The following is a 20,604-nucleotide window of genomic DNA, read 5'->3' as shown; positions in this document are numbered from 1 at the left end:
CGGCCAGTTCCTGTCCTTCGCGACGGTCAGCAATCTGGAAGCGCAGAGCAATCACGATGCTGTCACCACGCGATCCAATTGCGCGCAGCGGGTGTCTGTGCACGCCTGTCCGACGCCCCAGTCGGCGGGTGAACGTCGATCGCAATCGCTTCGCATGCAGTTGGACGCCAGCAGCTTGTCAACCGCATTCCCACTGCAACCTCAGAAACCCGGGCGGCAGGATACCGCACTCAAGTAAGGCGTTGAACTCGTCATCGATGAATCGCGGCAGTCACAGCCGGTGGTCGCCTCGGAGTGGGAGATGAAGCTGGCGGCGTGTTGCTGCACCAGGAGATACAGCGTGGTCCGTGGCGTGCCGCCCTTGGTGGCCGCGAAGACGATGGTGGAAGGACTGCCTGCGATGATTGTCAAGCCGTTGGTACCGGTCGCACTGCCCCGCTGCCTCCTGGAGCGAAGGTCGAGCCCTGACAGCGATCCGCGCTATTTGTCGAGCTCCCCCGCTGCCTTCACTGCGTCCATGAACTTCTGAAAGTCAGAAGTCGGCGTCTTCTTGATCTGGGTGAACGTCTTTGGTGCCATGTTGGGCGTTTCCGGGTGAACCTGCGGCAGGTTCCCCTGCATTGCCCAGGCCTTGCACCCGTCGTCGCCATCCGCGGGCAAGCCATCGTCGGTGGTCGCCGTAGGGAACGGGTTGGATGGGCAAGCGACGAATCTGTAGACTGCCGGCGTCATTGCGGGGTGTCCGAGCAGCGATCCCTCGATCGGGCCGTCGAACAGCCTGCGAAACACTGCCTGGCGAGCCACCGGATCCGCAAACAAGCGAAGACCTTTCTCAGGATGGTCGTGCACGCCATAGCCGAAGCGCCTCAGCTCAGAATCCACCGGTTCCGCCGGCTGCGTCCGTCGAGGGTAGGGAAGCCCAAAGGACTGCCACTGATGATTGCCGTCCAACGAGCGGACTGAGTCCAGCAGCAGCGTGAACGGCCGCGGTACTCGCTCGTCGTAAAGCGGCGTCGCGAATTCGTTGTATAGCTCGCTCTTGAACTCGGGCGCGAGATGGCGCACGAGGCGGTTGAGCTCTTCGGGCTCAAGTAGCGCCAATGTCGACAGCGTGTCGGCATTGCGGTAGGCCTTGAACCGGTCGAAAGCCAGGTAGCGGCTGAACAGAGTCGTTCTGCCCTGCGGCGTTCCCACGTTAGCGTCGCTGCCGATCTTCCAAGGCCCCAGCCCTGGCTTAATCGGCGGCTTCACGCCAGGCAGCGGCGGAAACGGAAGTACCGGGTTGAAGTGCCCGAGTTGAGCGCCGATGGCATTCAACGGTGGCTTTGCGCTCATTGCAGCAGCTATCTGCTGCGCCAAGAGATTCTCCGCATCTGGCTTGAGGCCGCCGAAGGTCGACAGCCTGAAGCTCGTGCCCAGGTCTTCGTAGACCATGGCAACAATATTCGGCAGGCGTAGGATTCGCAGTGCATCGGCGTTGAGGTCATCGAAGGTGCTGGTCAGCAACCCTTCATCCACCCTGGCATAGCCAGAGAGCATCTGGAGGAACCGGCCCGTCGGTTCTCCCGCGACCGCATCGGCGGCTGCGGCGACGGCGTTCTGGAGCTCGGGCCGCAGCTTCTCCTGCAGCATCTGTGACAGCTCGCCGATCGGATTGATTAGCCATTGAAGCTCTGGCGGCAGGCTTTCGATGGCCTCCTTCAGCTTCTTGTTGGCCTTCTCGATCTCGTCGCTGACATGACATTCGAGGTCGACAAGTCCACCCGGCACGCCAAGGAAACGTCGGTACGAGCAATCGAGCCAGCGCTTGTATGGCTGGCTACCATCATCGCCCGCGGCCACCGCGCGCGAGGCGCTCCAGCTTGCTTCGATGTATTCCGTTGCTGCGCGCTTGGCGCCCGCCTCCCAGTCGAGCAGATATAGATTGATCAGATCGAGGCGGTCGACCACCGGTGTCACGGCAGTCTGGAGTGCCTTTGCCAGCCCCATACGGTCTTTCGCCGCGTCAAATTCCTCCTCGGCCCGTGTGAGCTTTTTGGCCGCATCGGCGTAGAAGCGCTCGTGTTCGCGCGCCAAGGTCTCGGCCGCGTCCATAGCCGTTTGGTTCACCACGAGCTGAAAGTCGGCAGTGCCTTTCAAAGCTTTCAGCGAAGCCTCCCGCGCACGGGCCGCTGAAAACTGCGTGTTTAACTGGTCTAACGCTTTCTGGGCCTCATCAACGCCGCTTTTGGCAGCGTTCAGTTTGTCCAGCTCTTGCTGCAAGGTCCACTTGGCGATATCGCATCCGGCGCGAACAACCTCGCGGCAGACCTCTTGAGGCAGGCAGAGAGCGATCATCCCCAAGCCACAGCCTAACGATTGAGTTTCCTGGGTACAAACGCGTTCAGGTTTGCACTCGCGGTCGGCAGTGTCCTGCGCCCATTTGACGGCTTGCTCCAGCGCATCTAAGCCACCTCGGGCCTCATAGATCGCCAGCTGGGTCGGCGAGAAGTCGTTCTCCAGCTTTTCGATCCGTGCACTTATTTCCTGAAGGTCTTTTTCTAGCTTCTCCACCTTCTCCCTGGCGCTCGCGACGTCAGCTCCTCTCTGAGCGAAAAACTCCTTTGCAGCCTTCCACTTGGCGGCCATGTCGTTGGAATGCTCTCTGGCTCCCACGAGTGCAGCCTCGGCACCCAAGATGCCTGCCTGCGCAAGCAGCATCTCCGCGGCGATCTGGGAGCCCTGTTCGAGCAGACGGGCTCTCAGCTTTCTGTATTCGGAGCCGACGCTGGCGATCGCCACCGTCGCCAGCCGCATGCCGACGAGGTGTGCGGCAGCCGGAATGCGCTCGTACTGGGCACTCGCTTCCGGATCAAGAATCAGAACCCTGGCAAGCCACTCCGCCGGCGGAGAGCCTTCCAGGCGAACCGTCAACTGTCTCGTGTGCGGTTCCGGTTCGCCTGCCGCCAAGGCGAAGTCATTGAATCCGTCGTGGCGGAGCAGCATCACGTCGATGAACTTCTCCAGCGCGAAGTGGCGCGCCTCGGCGATCGTGCCGCCCTTCGAGAGCTCGAAAATGTCTCCCGCATAATGGTTGACGTAGCTGTGGGCAAATATGTCGGTGCCGGCGTGAACGACGTAGCCGTATGCGAATGCGATCTCTTCGTCCGATGTGGCTTTCGCCAGCAAGTGCCGCAGCCAGTCGTCGGCCTGCCATCCACTGGCGACGCCAGGGTGAGTTGTCATCTGGCCGACGATCAAGTCGGGAAAAGCGTCGGGCCCGACAGTCCCGGCGAGGAAGGCTTCTCGCTTGCCACCGATCGCCCTGCACGCTCGCCCATTGAGCCGCGCAAGGAATGGCGGTGCGTTCTTGACTTCCACTGCGATCGTGCAACCCTTTGCATCGAGCTTGCCGAGGATCGACCGCCCGATGTGCTGGTGAGTGCCTACGCCGAAGGCGGCCGCCGACGGCACTAGTCCGCAGGTTCCGATAAGCAATGCAACGACCACGACGAGATTTGACACCATTGGCTTGCCTCATGTATCCCTGCCCGAGGTACCCGCGATTTTACGGAGATCGCCCGAGAATTCCTTGCCAGGACTCGCCTCAATGAAGCTGGGCGCGCCATCGACGCCGCATCGGTACACGCCGTCCAGCACGAGGCAGTGAAGTGGTATGTTGAGGTTGGCGGCGGAACCAGAATGCTGGATTAGCGTGACGCCGCCGCCGCGGCCTTCTTCGGCCTTGAGCCCAGCAGCATCTAGCAGATGACGCCTGGGCACGCGTTGCTGCACCTGCAGCACCGGTGTGATCAGCTTGGGCTGCGCAGCCCGAAGCACGCGGAGCGGGGTCGCCAGCGGCAAGACCGACAGGATGATGTGGACCACCAGATACGCCGCGTACTGCAGCATACGCTGCGCGCCACATGACGGGCAGAACCGACGCCGCTTGCAATTGAACGCCAGCAGATTGCAGTGGCCGCATCTGGCGCATCGCAGCTTCAGGAGGCCATGCGCCTGAGTGGCCCACTCGAGGAAGGCGTCGAACTCATCTTTGATGAAGCGCGGCACGTCGGCGCTCATGCTAGTCTCGATTTGGGCGATGACGATGGCTGCGTGGTCCTGCACTAGGCGGCTCCGGTCGCTAGGCGGCTCCGGTCGATGGCGCTCTTCGCGGGCGAGGGCGCTATCCGGCGCCCATTCGGGCTGCCGGCCGATGGCTTGCACGCGCGACTCTCCACATTGGGACCTTGGACGATCTCAGACCGCGCGAGTTACCTCAATCGCTCGCTAAGGGTGCCGCATCCCTATGGGTGTTCGCTGTCACGGCACCTCCTTCGGGCGCATCTGCTCAAGGCCGACCGGCGGCTTCGGGGCGACAAATTCAGGACCCGAGATGTCTCTTCGGGGCGCACTGCAGCCCGCCACCACCGACTACTTCCCGACCGGCCAATCCAACCACGGCTTCGCGGCGGTGAGCTCGGCCACCGGTCTCTCGTATGTCGACCGGATGCGGATTTAAGTCGAGGACATCGGCTGAGTCTCGCGGCGCTACACGCCGCGTCGCGAAGCTGCCAGCTTGCTCCTATGCTTCGCCCATGGCCGACATCTTCGTCTCCTACTCGCGCAAGGACCAGGCCTTCGCCCGCTGGCTGACGCAGGCGCTGCTGGCGCGCGGCCGGGAGGCCTGGGTCGACTGGGAGGGCATACCGCCCAGTGCTGCATGGCTGCAGGAAATCCGCCATGCCATCGACGCCGCGCCCACGCTGGTGTTCGTTGTGAGCCCGGACTCGGCTGCGTCGGAGGTGTGTGCGCTGGAGGTGGCGCATGCCGCGGCCCAGAACAAGCGCCTGGTGCCCGTGGTGTGCGTGGATACGCCGCCGCGCGCGCTGCCCGATGCCATTGCGCGGCTGAACTGGATCTTCCTGCGCGAGCACGACGACTTCGAAGCCGGCCTCGCGCTGCTGCAGTCCGCGCTCGACACCGACCTCGACGCCGCCCGCACCCATGCCCGGCTGCTGGTGCGTGCGCGCGAGTGGGAAGCGCGTGAGCGTGATGCGTCGCTGCTTCTGCGCGGCAGCGACCTGCGCAGCGCAGAACAGTGGCTCCTGCTGGCCGCTGCCAAGGGCGCGACACCCACCTCGGTGCATGCCGAGTTCCTGGTCGCCAGCCGCAAGGCGGCGGCGCGGCGCGAGCGCCTCACGCTGCTGTCGGTGAGCGCCGGGCTGGTGGTGGCCATTGCGCTGGGCGTGCTGGCCTACGTGCAGCGCGAAGCCGCTGTCTCGCGCGAACTGGCGGCCAGCGCCGATGCCCAACTCGCCCTCGATCCAGAACGCAGCGTGCGGCTGGCCCTGCAAGGGGTGGACACGGCACGCACCGCGCAGGCCGAGGAGATGCTGCGCCGCGGGCTGCAGGCGTCGCACGTGCGGGCGGTGCTGCGCTCGCACACAGGCTGGGTCGAAGACGCCACCTTCTCGCCGGACGGCAAGAGCGTGCTCACCGCTAGCCGCGACAACACCGCGCGGCTATGGGATGCCGCCAGCGGCGAAGAACGGCGTGTGCTCCAGGGCCACCTGCACTACGTGGTGCAGGTGGCGTTCAGCGCCGACAGCGCTCTGGCCGCCACGCGGGCCCACGACAACAGCGTGCGCATCTGGCAGGCGTCGGACGGCCGGCTGCTGTCGACGCTGCGCGGCCATACGTCGCGCATCAACAGCGGTGCGTTCAGCGCCGACGGCGCCCGCTTCGTCACCGCCAGCGACGACGGCCGTGCCATCATCTGGGACTCGCGCGGCGGCCGACAACAGAAGGTACTGGTCGGCCACCAGGGCTTCGTGCGTGACGCGCACTTCAGTCCCGACGGCCGCTTCGTCGTCACCGCAAGCACTGACGGCACAGCGCGGCTGTGGGACGCCGCGGAACGCGGCACATTCGACAGCCTGGCCACCTTGGAAGGGCACGAAGGCGCACTGGTCGGCGCGGGCTTCAGCCCCGACGGCAGCCGCATCGTCACCCATGGCTCCGATGCCACGCCACGGCTGTGGAGCGGCGTCAGCGGAACTGCGCTGGCCACGCTGCGCGGCCATGGCGGCTTCGTCCCCACCGCGGCGTTCAGCGCCGATGGCAAGCGCATCGTCACCGCCAGCGCGGACGGCAGCGCCCGCACCTGGGACGCCGACACCGGTGCGCCGTTGGCCGAGATGCGTGGCCATGGGTTGGCGGTGCACAGCGCGGCGTTCAGCGCCGACGGGCGCTTCGTCGTCACCGCCGGTGCCGACAACTCCTCGCGAGTTTGGGACGCGCAAAACGGGCGCGAGGTGGCGCGGCTGCTGGGCCATACCCGGCCGGTGAGAGTGGCGCGCTTCAGCCCCGACGGGCTGACCATCGTCACCGCCAGCGAAGACCGCAGCGCCCGGCTGTGGCGCGCACCGCGGCCACCGCAGTCGCTGCCGCTGCCCGCAGCGCCGCCCGAGGGCGAAGACGGCGGGTGGCTCGCCAAGCTCGACGAAAGCGGCGCCGTGGTGGTGAGCACTTTTCGCGGCAAGACCGCCACGCTGCTGGCGCCGGCCGGGCCGGCCAGCGCTGCCGCCGCAGTGCTGCGGGGGCGCTGCGGCGACAGCGTGGTGGCGCTACCGGCCGACGCCATAGAGGCGATGAGCGACCCCGCCCGCGAGCGCAGGGCATCGGCCCAGGCCTGTGCTGTCAGCCCCGACGGCCGGCTGCTGGCCAAAGCCGGATCGCTGGGCGTCACCGAGATCTGGCGCATCGACGAACGCCGCCGCGATGCCGAACTCGACAGCGAGGCCGGCATGCTGCACGCCGTGCACTTCAGCCCGGACGGCAAGCGCATCGTCACCGGTGGTGCGCGTGGCCGCGCCTACGTCTGGCACCTGGCCGAACGCCGGCGGGACCAAGAACTCGTCGGCCACACGGGCGACGTCGTCAGCGCGCGCTACAGCCCCGACGGCAGGCGCATTGCCACCGCCAGCTGGGACGGCACCGCCAGGCTGTGGGACGCCGCCAGCGGCGAGCCGCTGGCTGAGTTGCGCGGCTCGGCCAAGCCGCTGCGCTCGGTGCGGTGGAGCGCCGACGGCAAGCTGCTCGTCACCGCTGGGGACGACGGATTGGCACGGCTGTGGGATGCCGCATCGGCCAGCAGCCTGGCCGAGTTCGGCGGCGCGGGCGACAAGCTGACCGACGCCGCGTTCCCGACCGACCAGCAGAGCGTGCTCGTGGTGACGGAGGAGCGGCGCGCCTTTCGCCATGCATGTGCATCCTGTGGACCGCTCAAGAACCTGCTTGCACGCGCACGGGCGCTGAACGCTGCGCCGGCAGCCGGTAGAACGCGGACTGGTGCGTCGGGCAAGCGTTGATGGGCACGCTTTGCTGCGCAAGCCCTTCATTGCCGAGCATGTCGAAGATCTGGATCACGACGGCCGCAGCGTTTCGATCACACGCCGGGTGACGACAAGCCGTCGCCTGGCTTCACACGGGTGGGGGAAAGCTCTCATTCGAGCGCATCGCGACTGGCGGCTTGTTGGTCCGTCCCAAGGCCCACGAAGGGCCGTCTGGTGGATGCGTAGAACGAAAGAACTTGCCAGCCTGTCAGGCAGGCCTGGGCAACTTCGACCGGCGGTGGTCGCGCGCGACCGCTGGTGCGTGAGAAGTGAAATCCCTGCAGCAAGGGGCTGACGTCGAAAACCCCCCAATTTAGGCGCCCTTGTCGCTGGCGAAGCAAACCGCCGGGTTGTAGCGTTGAGGCTCGTCTTAACCAGGAGATTTGTCATGGCCGAACGCACTCAACCGGCGGAAGTGATCCCGCAGCAGCCCCAACCCGGCATCTTTCTTCCCTGCCTCCAATGGACGAATGACCCCAAAGAGGTGGAGCAGCATTTCCACCGTCTGAGCGGTCAGCAGCTTCGACTGCAGGCGTTCTTCGACGGGCTGGAGAACGCGGACAGCTACTGCACCTGGTACTTGATGTTGGAGGCATCGCTAGAGCAATTGGATGGTGACCTCGAGCGATTGCACGAATGGTTGCTCGACAACGTCGAGCGCGGAGCCATCGATGCGGCGAGACCAGCAGTTGCTTCGTGAGGGTGATCGGTCACCAGGCGCGGTGAGGCGTGATCGGGTCCTTTCGACTTCAAAGCGAGGCCCGTCCGGCGCGGGCCCTTGATTCTTGCTGCCGTGACACCTTCCGACAATGCCCTGCCTGTCAGGTCGGGCAACAGTCGCTCCACTACGCCCGACGGTGAAAACTCGCCACCGCCAGTCCGGTCAGCAGCGCCATCGCCAAAGGCGCCAGCGCCAGCGCCAGCGGATGCAGCGCCACCGGCAGCACGAGCGCCACGACGGTGGCGCAGCCCAGCAGGATCAGCAGGCAGCACCAGAGCGCGAACAGTTCCGGGTCGTGGTGCAGGAACTCCCTGGCCTTGATCTGCCGCCGCAGCGCGCCATCGGCCGTGGCCGCCAGCGCCACGGGCAGCAGCCAGGGTAGCCAGGCCCACAGGCCCGCCAGCCGGTAGCTGGCCAGCAGCAGGATGGCGTCCACGGAGCGCATGTAGCGGTTCGCGAACAGGCGCTGCGTCACGACGCCCATTTCCGTGGCGACGGCGCGGTCGACGCCGGTCTGCGGCGGCGCCGCGACCGCCCGTGGCAGCGGGCTGGCGTCGGCCGCACCGGTCTGCAATCGCAGCGCCTGGTCCAGCTGCCGACCCGCGCGCTCCTCGCCCCAGAGCGCGGCCGTGCGCCCGTGCTCCTGACGCAGAACCTGCAGGATGTCCGCGGGGCCATGGATAGCCGGCACGTACAGCACCAGCGACAGCACGGCCAGCAGCGAGACGATGGACACGCCGCGGATCATGGCGGAGGCAGCGCCGCCGGATTGTCGGCGCCCGGATCGAGGATCGGAAACCTCCCCTTGACGATGCGGCCGCCGGACAGGGACGCGAAGTACTGCAGGTTCGGCAGCTTGCCCAGCACATCGGCGGGCACCAGCTCCTCGAAGCTCTCCGTCAGCTGCGTCGAGTAGCTGGACGAGAAGTCGCCGAGATGGGCATCGGCCCCATGGCTCAACCCAACGCGCACCGCGTGAATCGCGGTCTTGCCAAAAGTCTCGACCACAAAATCTTGCGTCGGCCGGTCCTTGGTCCGCAGCGCGATCAGGTTGTTCAGGTTGCCCAGCGCCATGCGGGCCGCGTGCTCGCTGCCCAGGCGCCGGGCCAGGTCCGCCAGGGTCTGCATGGAGCAGGTCGTGAAGATGCCGCCTTCGGCACCCTTGTTCAGGATCTCGATCAGCGGCTGGTTGATCACGTTGCTGACCTCGTCGACGAACAGCGCGATGCGTCGGTACTGGCCCAGGTTGTAGCGCATGCCGGCGCGCGCCGCCTGGTCGGCCAGCGCCAGCGCGCCGATGGCCGAGGCCACCGACGGGTCGGGCAGGGCGTCCAGGCACATGTAGAGCACATGGCCGCCACGCTCTAGCTTCTCGAAGTTCATGATGGGCCGTTCGTCGTCGGCGTCGAACGGATCCGGCGACAGGCTGCGGCCCAGGTCGCCCGAGGTCAGCATGGACAGGATGGGCAGCAGATTGGCCGTGATCTTCTGGTAGTGCTCGCGGTTGTGGCGGAACGTGCGCACCTGCGCGTCCACGACCTTGTGGCGCTGGTGCTGGGCGACCTGGTGCTCGTAGTAGGCGACGAAGGCCATGAGGTCCGCGCTCGCGGCCTCGGACGGCCGCTTCATCTGGCCGCGGTGGGATTCGTGCAACAGCCGGCGCATCTCCGGCAGCTCGCGCCATCCCGCACCCAGCAGACCATCGTAGAAGCGCCGCAGCGAGGCCTCCAGCACCGGCTCGATGCCTCCCTCGATGTACTTGGTCAGCTTGATCAGGTTCGGCCGCTCCTCGAGCTCGACCAGGCCCTGGACCACGACGTTGACCGCGTCCCAGCCGAAGGCGCTGAAGGCGCCGGCCGTGTCTGGCGGCATGATAGCCTGGATGCGCGAGGCGATCTCGGTGGGCTTTTGCCAGTTGAACGTGAAGTCCAGCCGCACACCGCGTTCCGGGAAGGCCGGATGGAATTCCAGGAAGCAATCGGGCTCGCGGTAGTCGGCGCAGGCGCGCTCGACGACGCGCTTGAGCCGCTGGCTGTTCTTGGGGTCGATCACGACCACGACGTCACCGCGCCGCACGGCCTGCGTGATCAGGCAGGCCAGTGCCACGCCCTTGCCGGACTGCGTGGTCCCGACCAGCAAGGTCCCGCCCTCGAAGTTCTGTAGCGGGCGCGACAGCGCCTGTTCGTGCGGCTCCAGCCCGTGGATGTAGGGCAGGCCGATCTCGGCATCGGGCTGGGCGGCCTGGCCCTGGCCCAAGGCCCGCTGCATCCAGCGCGGGACAGCGTAGGCGCGGTAATCCACCTTGGACAGCTCGTACAGCCGCTGCGCATGCACCGGATGCCATGCAAAGCCAAAGCCCAGGAACACCTGGCCCGGATCCGCGCAGAGTCCGCCCATGGCCCGGGGCCCGATCACCTGCACGCGTCGGCCGCCGAGCGCGCCGCGCAGCCGCAGCACGCGCATGGCCTGGGCGCCACGCCGCCAGGCCATGGCGAGGCTCCAGGCCGCCAGGCCCAGCGCCACGGACCGCGGCAGCCACGCGTTCCAGGCCACCAGCCCGAAGTAGGTGCCCGTCGCAAGCCACACGGCGGCGGCATGGGCTTCGAACGCCCGCCGCCACGGCATTTCATAGCGGCGGGTCAGCATTGCGTGCGTCCGTGAGGCGGTCGTGACCCGGCCCGGGTGGTGCGGCTGACGCTGGGCTGGCAGCAGGTGCGGCGTCCAGGCCTTCGAAGAAGGCCGCAGCGATCAGCACGCCTGGCACCGACGCGCCGCGTACGGGCCGCGAGCAGGGGGTGCCGGGGCCACTGCCAGCCGGCAGCATGCGCGCCTCGCGCAGCGCGCGCACGGCCAGCGCCGGTTGCACGCCATGGCGTTCGAACTGCGCCAGCGGCACGAAGACCGCGTCGGTCTCGACCAGCAGGGCACCGAGGTCGGGGTCTTGCGCATGCGTGGCCGCGGCGTCCTGCAGCGCGGTGCGGACGGCGTCCGGCAGGCGCATGGGCGTTCGCACGCTCGGGCGCGCTGCCGCCGCAGGGGCCTGCGTCTGCCGGCCGTGCGCGTCCGTCGCGACGCGCGGCCCAGCAGTGCGGTCCGGCAGCAGCGACAGTTGTGCGGTGTCCGCGAGCGGATGGGGCACACCTGTGCCGTCTGGCAGTAGCGTGGATCTCTCTGTGTCCGGCGGCGGGGCTGGCACCCGGGACTCCGCGGGATCTTCCGCACCACACGCGGGCGGCGTCGCGCGCGGTCGCGCGTCGGCCAACCGGACTTCCAGCGGCTCGGCCAGTGACGGCAGGCCCGACAGCAGAAGGGACGGCGACGCCAACTTCACGGCCTCCAACGGTGCGCGCGCGCCGGGCGGACGGATGGCCCAGCAGGGGCGGTCGGGTGCGCAGGCTTCGACGGCGCCAGCGGCGAGCAGGATGTCCAGCACGGCCGGTGCCGTGGCGGGCATGCCGGCGAGTTCATCGGCTTGCAGCACGGCCAGCAGGTCCTGGCCACAGCCCGGCCAGGCCAGGAACAAGCCGTCGAGACCGTACCAGACACGGCTCTTGTCCTGGTTCGGCACCCAGTTGGCATGGCCGACAGCCAGCCGGCGCAAGGCGTCGAGCAGAAAGCGCGTCAGATGTGCCGGGTCGCGGTCAAGGGTGCCATGGCCGGCACGCGCGAGCAGGTCGCGGTGCAGCACCAGGGCGCTGGAGCGGCGCACCAAGCGGTCCAGCATGTTGTGCTCCAGCAGCGGCACACCGCCGATGCTGGCCAGCAGGTGCGGTACCACGACCGTGTTGCCCTGGGCCAGATGCTGCAGACAGTCCGCCGGCATGACGTGGGGCAAGGCGAACAGCGCCATGCCGCGCGACTCGGGCGCATCCGCGCGCCAGCGGACCTGGTAGGTGGTGGCGTGCCGCTGGTCCAGCCAGTCCGCGAGCGGCAACTGGTAGGCGGGCCAGTCCGTGCCGTCGTGGGTGCTGACCTGGGCCAGGCCCAATGCCCGGTGCAACTCGCTGCACAGCCCCGCAATGAACGTGGCCAGACGCCAGCGCGGTTCGAGTTCCACGCGTTCCGAGATGGTGGCCTTGCCCGAGAAGATGTGCGCATCCGTGCCCTGCAGCGCGAAGAACGCCGTCTCCAGGCCCCAGCGCAGCAGACCGCCCGGCTCGCAGTAGGCGCGGTCGGCCGTGGCCGGAAGCCCGTGCACGAAGCGTGCGTAGCCCCGGACCAGTGGCAGGATCTCCGCCTCGAAGCTGGCGCGGTCGGCGCCATGGCAGAGCTTCAATCGCGCCAGCAGCGGTCCTTGCTCGGCGAGCAGCGCCTCGACGGGGCGCACGGCCAGCGGCTGCGCACGGGGACCCGCGCGCGGCGCGGTGGAAGGGGGCGAGAAGCGGGGCGGCATGGCAGGGTGCCGCGTCGAAGGCGACGGCCCACCGATTCTTCGCCGGACGCGCCGCAGCCGCAGCCCGAAACGGGGGCGATTTCGGGCGATTTCGGCCGCGGCATCGGCCACGGGCCTGCGGCCCGCCGCCTCATCGCACACCGCGCCGGCGTCTCGCGCGGGGTCGCGGCTGGGCACTCGCGGCCAGCTTGCAGAACGGACAGCGGCTGCCGGCCGGCACGGCGCCCAGGGTCTGCAGGCCCTGGGCCCGGCAGGCCGGGCAGGGCAGGACCTGGAAGCTGGGGCAGTGAGCGAGCCACATGCCGGCCGTGTGGGCGGCCAGGTCGAAGGCGCGGTCGAAGCTGATGCGGCAGCGTCCGCCCAAGCAGCTCCGGTAGAAGCGGTAGGACTCCACCAGGGACTGCGCGGCGCCGAAACCCAGGCCGCGCAGGTACTGGAAGTTCGCCATCAGGATGGAGGACTCGATGCGTTCGTGCAGCGTGGCCGTGTGGTACCAGTCGCGCGTGTCCGGTGCACGTCCCTGGGCCGGCTGGATCAGGTGGGAGTACTGCTTGAGTTCGCGGTCGGCCAGGCCGGTCAGCAGGTGGATCGTGCGCGCGCGCGCGCCCAGCAACGCGCAGTCGCGCGCCAGAGCCAGGGCGTCGATGCGCCGGTCGAAGGTGGAGGCATTGCACATGGTCTCTCCTAAGCGAGAAGCGCCACGCGGGGCGACGCCAGATGGGCCGCGGCCAGCAGGGTGGCGAACTGCGGTGGCGCGTCGAGCAGGTCCATCACATCGTGGCGAACCACGAGCAGCGACATGGAGCCGACCGTTTCGACGCGGCTCAGCAGGAGGTCGAGCGGCATGGATCGCAGCCGTTCGGCGGCATCGGCGTGCAGTCCGAATACGCGGCAGGTTTCAATCGCGTTGCGCTCCAGGCCCACGCGCGTGGCGAACAGGAACTGGACGTTGGCGGCTTTGACGTCGAATGAGGAGCACATGGTGAGGTCCCTTTGTGCGGGTGGCCCGCGCGCGGGCCGAGGTGGATCAGATGGAAGGCATGGGTCGTGGTGGATTGCCGGTGGGTGTGGCATTTGACAGCTTATGCTGCCAAACCAAAACCACCAGGCACAGCTTGCTCCCCCCGGTGGGCGTCGCTCCATTTGCCACACGAGAACGTCCGCAAAACCGGGCGCTGTCGCATGGCAACAACCCGTAACCGCCGGGGTCCGGGTCAAACTAAAGCTTTGGGACCAACCAAAGCACCAACAACCACCATGGTCCGAACACACCGCCCGGCTTCCCGAGCCGGAACCGCTGCACCTCCCCCGGCCGCCAGGTCTGTTGCCGCGGACCGGCCCCCGGGCGCAACGCGGGTGGCGCTGGATGCCGCGCCATTGCCCCCCGTCCAGGGGCCGCCGCTTGTTCCCGAGGTGCGGGATCGCCTGCAGGCGCGCTTGCACGCCATGGGCGTGCCGCCCCACCGGGTGGTGTCCTTCGCGGCCCGCATCACGCAGCGCGCGACGCAGAGCGTGCGCCGGTGGTTCGATCCGGTCGCCCCCGGTCTGCCCGACCTGGCCTCGTTCGCACGGCTGTGCGTGGGGCTGGGCTGCCGGGCCGACGAGCTGCTTGGCACGCAGGCCCCCACGGGCGGCGTGGCGTGCACGCCGCAGGACGCGTTGGTGATGGCGGACTACATCCAGGCCGTGGCCGCCACGCTGGCGGTTCGCGGTCGCGTCGGCACGCCGATGCGCGTGTCTGGCGATGAGATGGCCCCGCTGATGCGCGAAGGCGACCTCGTGCTGGTCGACACGAGCATCGACCGCCTGGCCGGCAATGGCATCTACGCCTTGCAGTTTGGGGACCAGGTGCTGATCCGGCGCATCGAACAACGCACGCCCGACGGGCTGCTGCTGCTGTGCGACAACCGCGCCTATCGCGACTGGGAAGTTCCCCTGCGTGACGCCGCCCCGCAAGGGCCCTTGCGCGTGCTCGGCAAGGTGCACGCGGCCATGGGACTGCAGCTGTTCTGAGCGACGGCGTCGCGCGCAGGCCCGGGCCCTCCACCCGTTGGCCTGCACGTGCCCCATCAGCCGCCTTCGGCGACCGGTCTCCAGTCCGGCGCGCTCCACGCGAGCATGCGACCGCCCAGCACCTCGAAATCCGTCGCACGGTCGTAGTCTTCGACCTCCTGGCTGTAGTGCGTGACCGCGTTGACCAAGCCGTAGCCCGACAGGTCGCCGCCCGCTACGAGGTGGCGGAGTACCCCAGCCCGTTCGCCATCGTTCAGCGCGCAGCGTTGCGCCAGCACCTGGACGGCCTGGACCGGATCGCCCGTGAGCCGGATGCCCATGGTCCTGCGCATCTTGTCCGCCGCCTGGTGGAAGCTGAGCTCGGACACCGCAGCCCGCACGACGTCGCGCGCCTTCAGGAAGAAGGCCCGGTCGTCCGCCTGCAGCGTGTCGTCCTGGAACACCATCACGGCCTCGTCGTCGCGTCCCAGTGCGCGGCCGACATGCGTCTTGCGCAGGCCGCGCTCCGGCACGATCAGCCCATTGCGGCAGACCAGACGGAACAGCAGCGGCTGGACCGACAGCGTCCCCTGGCCGACCTCGGAGTTCGTGATCGCCACGCCGGCCTGCACGATGTCGCCGGGCGCCATTTCCGTTCGCAGCTGCGGCGTGACGCATTTGAGGTACATGCGCGTCTCGGTCAGCTCGACCGACTCGAACACGACCTCGGGCAGCGCCTGCAGGATGGGCAGCACATGCTCGGCCAGATCGACGTGGTCCAGCCGGCGGTAACGGTCCGACAGCACCGCGCGCACGCGCCCGTCCAGGGTGCGCAGCAGCCGGCGCTCCCCCTCCTGGTCCAGCCACGCGTTCACGTTCAGATCCAGCAGCCCCGGCTGGTCGGTCCGCATGCGTTCGAAATACGCCTGCGGGATGCCCAGCTTGTCGGCCAGCTGGCGCCGCGCCAACGGCGTGACGCCGTAGCGCGTCGGCCCCGTGGTCTCCTGGACCTCCAGCGTCGTCGCGCCACCATCGTCCGTCTGGTGCCGCACGAGTGCGGAAGGCACGACCAGATCCTTCTTGCTGTCCAGCTGGCGCTGCAGTTCCTGCGCCAGGCTCACCAACGTCCGTCCATGTCTCATGATCCTCTCCTTCAGGGTGGATGACGGGGACGACGCGCCCCGCCGGAACGCAGGTCCCCAGGGGGTGCACAACGGCGCCGACCATGCGGCGCCCACGCGGCGCGCTTGCGCGCACCATCGACTCCAAGGCTGCCTTCGCCGCGCGAGCGGCCTGGTCTGGCAGCGACCAGTCGGGAACCCTCGGAAATGCCTTGTCGGCGCGGGCTCGCGTGCGGCGAACCCGCGCTGAAAAGGCCGGGCGCGGCCCCTGCCGTCGCCCGTCCAGCCATGGCGCAGGGTTGCGCCTGGATGGCCGCCTGCTCATGCCGCGCGCAGCTGGACAGTGCGCTGGCGCTGGCGCCAGATATCCGCCCAGTCCGTTCCGGCCGCCTTGGGCAGGTAGACCTGCACCTCGCACGGTGCCGCCCCGCGCGGCTCGCGGCGCAGCCGCCGGGCGAGCGCGTACGCGCAGGCCTGGCCCGTGAAGTCGCCATCGGCGTCGTTGTCGGCGTAGATGCAGACCCGACGCACGGTGGGCGGTACCCAGAGCTTCTCCAGGTTGCCCGCGCCGAGTGCGCACCACACCGGCTTGCCGGTCGCCAGCAGCACCGCGAGGCCGGTCTCCAGGCCTTCGCAGACCGCCAGCTCCTCGGTGGCCTCGGCCAGCGGCACGCAGGCGCCGACATAGCCACCCGACAGCAGCTTCTTGGCATCCTGCGCGGCCAGCTTGTCACCGCCGTTCAAGTACGTGCGGTGCAGTGTGACCAGCCCCTGCGGGCTTTGCACGCTGGCCAGCATGGCCGGGTAGTCGGCCAGCTTGCGCGCCCGCGCCACCCCCTCCTTGCGGAAGTAGCCCAGGGCCGGGTGGCAGCGCAGGGCCGGCGGGTAGGCCGCCAGGCCCAGGCCACGGGACTGCAGATAACGGTCCACGGCATCGCCGGTTACCACCGGCCGCGCCTCGTCCCAGATCCGCTGCGCCAGCTTGCGCATGCGCTCGGGGGACGGCGCCGGGTCCGGCGCGGCCGGGGCGGCGGGCAGCCGGCCCAGCAGCGACTCCACGGCGCACAGCGCGCCGTGGAAGTCCAGGCCTTTGCAGGCCTGCAGCAGCTTGAAGCCGCCGCCCGGGCCGCACTTGCGGCAGTGGTAGTTCCCCTCGCCGAACTTGTCGGTGTACTGGAACCGGTCCACGCCGGCGCGGCACAGCGGGCACGCCATGGGCTTGCGCAGCAGCATGCGCTCGTCGAGTCCCTGGGCGCGCAGGATCTCGGTCCAGCGCCCGTGTGCGGCCCGCCGGGTGGCATCCACGCGCTGCGCGTACTCAGCGTTGTCCATGGACTTCTCCGAGCGGGATCGCGGTCAGCGGCGAGCCGACCAGTTCGACCGAGCAGCCGGGCGCTGCGCCGGCGCCCACCGAGACCTCGAACGAGCAGCCGTGCAGCAGCGGGTAGCGCCCCAGCTGCATGGTCGCCAGCAGCGCGGTCATCGTGGCCTGCGCATCCGTGGAGCGCAGATGCCAGATCAGCGCCGCAAGCGCCTCGCGGTCGGCGTCCAACTCGCCGTCGCGGCGCCGTTCGTTGTCGTCCAGAAAGTCCGACAGCTGGCGCACGGACTCGCCGCCGTGCTCGCCCTCGGGCACCAGCAACTGCTCGCCGTGGCAGACGGCGGCGTCCTCGACCACGGCTTGGTCCGTGCCGACGCGGATGCGCACGGCGCGGCACAGCACGACCCGCGGGCGGACCCAGCGGCCGTCCAGCTGCGCGTGCGCCTGGACGTCCAGCGCCTCGACGTCGGCCTTGGCCTCGTCGAGCCGCTGCAGGTGGCGCTGCACCCAATGCCGGGCGTCCAGGCCGTAGGGACGCACCACGAGCCAGCGGCCTGCGCGGGCCAGCATCCAGTGCGCGGCGTTGTCCGCGTGCGGATCGTCCAGCGCGACCAGGCGCACCTGGCCCTGCTCGATCTCGGCACGGCTCGGGGCCTTCGCCACCGGGTCCATGAACGCCCGCTCGAACGCATTGCCCTGGACCGGGTAGCCGCCGATGCGCTCGAACAGCGCGGTGGGCAGTTCGTCCAGGTCGTTTAGCAATTCGAGCAGGCTCCAGCAGCGCATGGCGCCGTAGTAGGTGTCGACATACTGGCGTTCCGGCAGGCTGGCCTGCGCCTTGTGCAGCTGGTGGCGCCAGCACGCGTGCAACTGCGCCTCGATGCGCGGCAGTTGCTGGTCGGCGTCGATCAGCAGGTCGCGGTCGGGCAGGCGGGCCACGAACTGGCGCGGGTCCAGGTGCACGACATTGACCCGGTCGGTCTCGAAGTAGGACGGCGTGTGCACGCAAAAGCCCTGCAGGAAGACCAGCATGCCGCGCACGGCACGGCCGTCGTAGCGGCCCGTCAGGTGCACGGCGCCGAGAGGCGTGTGCTCGAACACCAGGCAATCCTCGGCGTAGCGGCGCACCAGCCGCTGGCCGTTGAACATCACCTCGACGGGAAAGCCTTGGCACAGCCGTTCCATGCGCAGGGGCAGGTCGCTGAGGTCCACGCCGTGCAACTCCACGCGCGTGCCCTGGACCAAGGTGTCCGTCTGGACGACCTCGCAGGGCATGCGGCGCAGGGCCACGTGGGTGTCGATGTCGACGCGGTGGTGTCCCGAGTGCACGACGCAGCGCGTGGCCGCGTACAGGCACTGGGTGAAGCCGACGCCGAACGGGTGCTCCTCGACCAGTGTGTGGTGGTCCCAGCCCGAGCGGTGGAAGGTCAGCAAGGCCTGGAAGTCCTGCAGGCCGCAGCCGTCGTCCTGGACGACGAGGCGCAGGTTCTCGTGGTCGTACACAACCTCGATGTGCCGGGCGCCGGCGCGGCGCGCGTTCTGCAGCAGCTCGGTCACGAGCGTGAAGCGGTGGCTGAAGGCGTAGCGCTGGTTGCGCAGCGCGCCGTCTTCGTCGATGTGGACTTGGATCTGCATGGTCATCTCCTCAAGTTGCGGAACGCGCCGATCGGGGCGTGACCGCGGGTTGGATGGAACGGCGGACAGCAGGACGACGGCTCAGGCGAACAGGTCGCCCTGCAGCGCGATGCGCCGCGTCTCCTCGTTGAGCCACTGCGGGTTGGCCGCCAGGCGCGCGGCGATCCAATCCGGGTGGTCCAGCACGGCCTCGCGTACCCAGACCGGGTAGCGCAGCAGCGTCTCGCGCAGCCATGGCTTCACGGCGGCGCGGATGCGGTCGCGGACCTCCTCGGGGTCCACCAGGCCGCAGTAGGGCAGGGGCGACAGCGGGCTGCAGCCCACGACGCGCAAACAGGACACGAACGAGAACGGCTGGCCGTCCTTGGCGCGCTCGGTGAAGACCCAGCGCAGCGTGTCCAGCTTCTCCTCCAGCGGCGTGTCCGGTTCGGCCAGGTGCTGGACCTCCCGGAGCAGCCGCCAATGGAGCAGCACCAGGTCTTCTTCGCTCCACTCCAGGGGGGAGGCGGTGTCGGCTTCGAGATCCGACGGGGCGGCCGCACACTCCGGGTCGTTCCAGAGCGACGGCATCGCGTCCAGGGCGGCGGGGCAGAGTGCAGGCTCCGGCCACGGTCCGGCAGGACACACGCGAACGTCAAGGGCCTGCGCGCAGGCGGCGGTTTGCAGCATGGTGGTCTCCAGGGGTGAACGAGGAGGCGACCAGCACCCGCGGGGCGTGGAGCCCCCAGGGGTTAGGCAAACATCGGATCCGGGACGGATCGGGACACGAGGCTGGCTTGCGCACGGCGCGCTGCGTCGTACGTCCGGTCTGCCAGCGACCGGCGGGAAACACGCTTTCGGCGCCAGGCCAGCGGTGCGGGGCCTGGACCGGCCTCGAAAGCCGCATCCGCGTCCGGTCAATCCACCTGACGCCGCACCGCACGGACTGCAGCGGGGGCGTCGTTCACTCCAGGGCTAGCCAGGGAAGCAGGGCCAAGCTACTGCATGAGACGCACAGTAGGCGACGCAACGCGCGGCGTCAAGGCGCATGGGACGGCGCACCTGGAGGCAGGTCGAAATCGGCGAAATCAGGGGGCATTTCGCGTGGCGGCTGGCGCCGAACCGGCCCACCATGCACGCAGCGTGATGCCACAGGAGGATCCCATGGCCGCAATCGAAGTCGTCCAACTCGACCACGGTGGCGTGAACGCCCGCATCCTCGCGCGCGAGAACAAAGCGGACTTCCGTCGCGTTGAGGCGGCCAGCCTGAAGATCCCGTCGCGCTTTGCCAGTCCCGACGGCAAGCGCGCCTTCGTGCGCTACTTCAACACCTTCCAGCTCGGCAGCCACTTCGTGTCCGTGATCGCGCGCACCCGGCTGGATCCGGCCAAGGTGGCCGAGGCCGAGAGCGTCTTGCGGACGCAGATGGAACAACTGGCCGAGGACATGGACCAGGCCTTTGACATGGCGGAGGCCAAGTTCAAAGCCCACGGGATCACCGTGTCGGCGACCTATGACACGGTGCCCATGGCGCTGGACGTCGGCGTGCTGTCGTCCAGCGGCCGGCGCTACCTGGAGATTCTGGGCAAGCTGGACCAACTCATGCCACTGCTGCAGACCCTGGAGATCCACGAAGTGGGCACAGCCGAGGAGATCGACCGCGACCGCGCGCGGCTCAAGCGCAGGGTGCGCGACGTGGCCAATACCGCACGTCACCTCGCAAGCCGGCTGCGGCGCCAGATGAACGCGCTGGACGCGTGGGACAGTACGGGCGGTCGTAACGCACAGGAGGGCGCTGACGTTCCGCCGTCCGCTGAGACGCAGACTGCCGCATCTGTCGCGGAGGTCAACGCGGTAGGCGTTGCACTCAACGGCGCAACGCCGCATCCCGTCACCGCCGCTGCAACGGATGGCGTTGCCACACCATAGCGTCCGGATTCGCGGAGGTTCTGGGAGCATCGACACAGCGGCAGCCCGCCACTCGGCTCGCAAGGACTAAAGTACGTTCGGCTGACTGTGCCTTGAGGCGCAGCAGCACGTCGCAGTCGTCACCTGCCTCCGTGTCC

16 protein-coding genes are annotated in these 20,604 nt (G+C 68.6%); 5 read left to right on the top strand and 11 right to left on the bottom strand.

Going from position 1 to position 20,604, the window contains the following annotated elements; genetic code table 11:
• Positions 1–480: 480 nt before the first annotated feature.
• Complete coding sequence (locus ASF43_RS05770) at positions 481–3,504, bottom strand: zinc dependent phospholipase C family protein (protein ID WP_156373148.1); 3,024 nt, start codon at positions 3,502–3,504, stop codon at positions 481–483.
• A gap of 12 nt (positions 3,505–3,516) precedes the next feature.
• A complete protein-coding gene (locus ASF43_RS05765) occupies positions 3,517–4,062 on the bottom strand; it encodes a transposase zinc-binding domain-containing protein (RefSeq protein ID WP_156373147.1) in 546 nt (181 codons plus the stop codon).
• Positions 4,063–4,375: 313 nt separating this feature from the next.
• Between ASF43_RS05765 and ASF43_RS31990 the strand changes: the two genes are divergently transcribed.
• The 3 genes from ASF43_RS31990 (at position 4,376) to ASF43_RS05755 (ending at position 8,076) form a co-directional block, all read left to right on the top strand.
• The gene (locus ASF43_RS31990; protein WP_255358086.1) at positions 4,376–4,501 is read left to right on the top strand and encodes a hypothetical protein; all 126 of its coding nucleotides are present in this window, start codon (positions 4,376–4,378) and stop codon (positions 4,499–4,501) included.
• A gap of 76 nt (positions 4,502–4,577) precedes the next feature.
• A complete protein-coding gene (locus ASF43_RS05760) occupies positions 4,578–7,352 on the top strand; it encodes a TIR domain-containing protein (protein WP_056177555.1) in 2,775 nt (924 codons plus the stop codon).
• 412 nt (positions 7,353–7,764) lie between these two features.
• The gene (locus ASF43_RS05755) at positions 7,765–8,076 is read left to right on the top strand and encodes a hypothetical protein (protein WP_056177553.1); all 312 of its coding nucleotides are present in this window, start codon (positions 7,765–7,767) and stop codon (positions 8,074–8,076) included.
• Between the two features lie 145 nt (positions 8,077–8,221).
• On the opposite strand, the gene ASF43_RS05750 is transcribed toward ASF43_RS05755, so the two are convergent.
• The 5 genes from ASF43_RS05750 to ASF43_RS05730 form a co-directional block, all read right to left on the bottom strand.
• Positions 8,222–8,845, bottom strand: a complete 624-nt coding sequence (locus ASF43_RS05750) for a DUF4400 domain-containing protein (RefSeq protein WP_056177551.1) — start codon at positions 8,843–8,845, stop codon at positions 8,222–8,224.
• Positions 8,842–10,743: a conjugative transfer system coupling protein TraD gene (gene traD / locus ASF43_RS05745; RefSeq protein ID WP_056177549.1), complete on the bottom strand. Its 1,902-nt coding sequence runs from the start codon at positions 10,741–10,743 to the stop codon at positions 8,842–8,844. The genes ASF43_RS05750 and traD overlap by 4 nt, the downstream gene beginning before the upstream one ends.
• Positions 10,724–12,490, bottom strand: coding sequence for a MobH family relaxase (gene mobH, locus ASF43_RS29670; protein ID WP_082497673.1), 1,767 nt, complete (start codon positions 12,488–12,490; stop codon positions 10,724–10,726). The genes traD and mobH overlap by 20 nt, the downstream gene beginning before the upstream one ends.
• Positions 12,491–12,620: 130 nt before the next feature.
• Positions 12,621–13,166: a FlhC family transcriptional regulator gene (locus ASF43_RS05735; protein WP_056177545.1), complete on the bottom strand. Its 546-nt coding sequence runs from the start codon at positions 13,164–13,166 to the stop codon at positions 12,621–12,623.
• Between the two features lie 8 nt (positions 13,167–13,174).
• Positions 13,175–13,471, bottom strand: a complete 297-nt coding sequence (locus ASF43_RS05730; protein WP_056177543.1) for a hypothetical protein — start codon at positions 13,469–13,471, stop codon at positions 13,175–13,177.
• Between the two features lie 432 nt (positions 13,472–13,903).
• On the opposite strand from ASF43_RS05730, the gene ASF43_RS05725 reads away from it, so the two are divergent.
• Positions 13,904–14,503, top strand: coding sequence for a S24 family peptidase (locus tag ASF43_RS05725; RefSeq protein ID WP_235578131.1), 600 nt, complete (start codon positions 13,904–13,906; stop codon positions 14,501–14,503).
• Positions 14,504–14,559: 56 nt separating this feature from the next.
• Here the strand turns inward: ASF43_RS05725 and ASF43_RS05720 are convergent, their stop codons facing one another.
• From ASF43_RS05720 to ASF43_RS05705, 4 genes are all read right to left on the bottom strand, one after another.
• Positions 14,560–15,624 carry a DUF932 domain-containing protein gene (locus tag ASF43_RS05720; RefSeq protein ID WP_056177541.1) on the bottom strand — a complete coding sequence of 355 codons (1,065 nt, stop codon included), beginning with the start codon at positions 15,622–15,624 and terminating at the stop codon, positions 14,560–14,562.
• A gap of 300 nt (positions 15,625–15,924) precedes the next feature.
• Positions 15,925–16,935, bottom strand: coding sequence for a toprim domain-containing protein (locus tag ASF43_RS05715; RefSeq protein ID WP_056177539.1), 1,011 nt, complete (start codon positions 16,933–16,935; stop codon positions 15,925–15,927).
• A complete protein-coding gene (locus ASF43_RS05710) occupies positions 16,922–18,559 on the bottom strand; it encodes an ATP-binding protein (protein WP_056178159.1) in 1,638 nt (545 codons plus the stop codon). The genes ASF43_RS05715 and ASF43_RS05710 overlap by 14 nt, the downstream gene beginning before the upstream one ends.
• Before the next feature lie 81 nt (positions 18,560–18,640).
• Positions 18,641–19,228 carry a hypothetical protein gene (locus ASF43_RS05705; protein ID WP_082497619.1) on the bottom strand — a complete coding sequence of 196 codons (588 nt, stop codon included), beginning with the start codon at positions 19,226–19,228 and terminating at the stop codon, positions 18,641–18,643.
• Positions 19,229–19,702: 474 nt separating this feature from the next.
• Here ASF43_RS05705 and ASF43_RS05700 point away from each other — a divergent pair, with 474 nt between their 5' ends.
• Positions 19,703–20,467: an AcaB family transcriptional regulator gene (locus ASF43_RS05700; RefSeq protein ID WP_056177537.1), complete on the top strand. Its 765-nt coding sequence runs from the start codon at positions 19,703–19,705 to the stop codon at positions 20,465–20,467.
• Positions 20,468–20,604: the final 137 nt, after the last annotated feature.

Source organism: Pseudorhodoferax sp. Leaf267, assembly GCF_001422405.1.
Lineage (GTDB): Bacteria > Pseudomonadota > Gammaproteobacteria > Burkholderiales > Burkholderiaceae_C > Pseudorhodoferax.
This window is presented reverse-complemented; position numbering and strand designations above follow the sequence as displayed.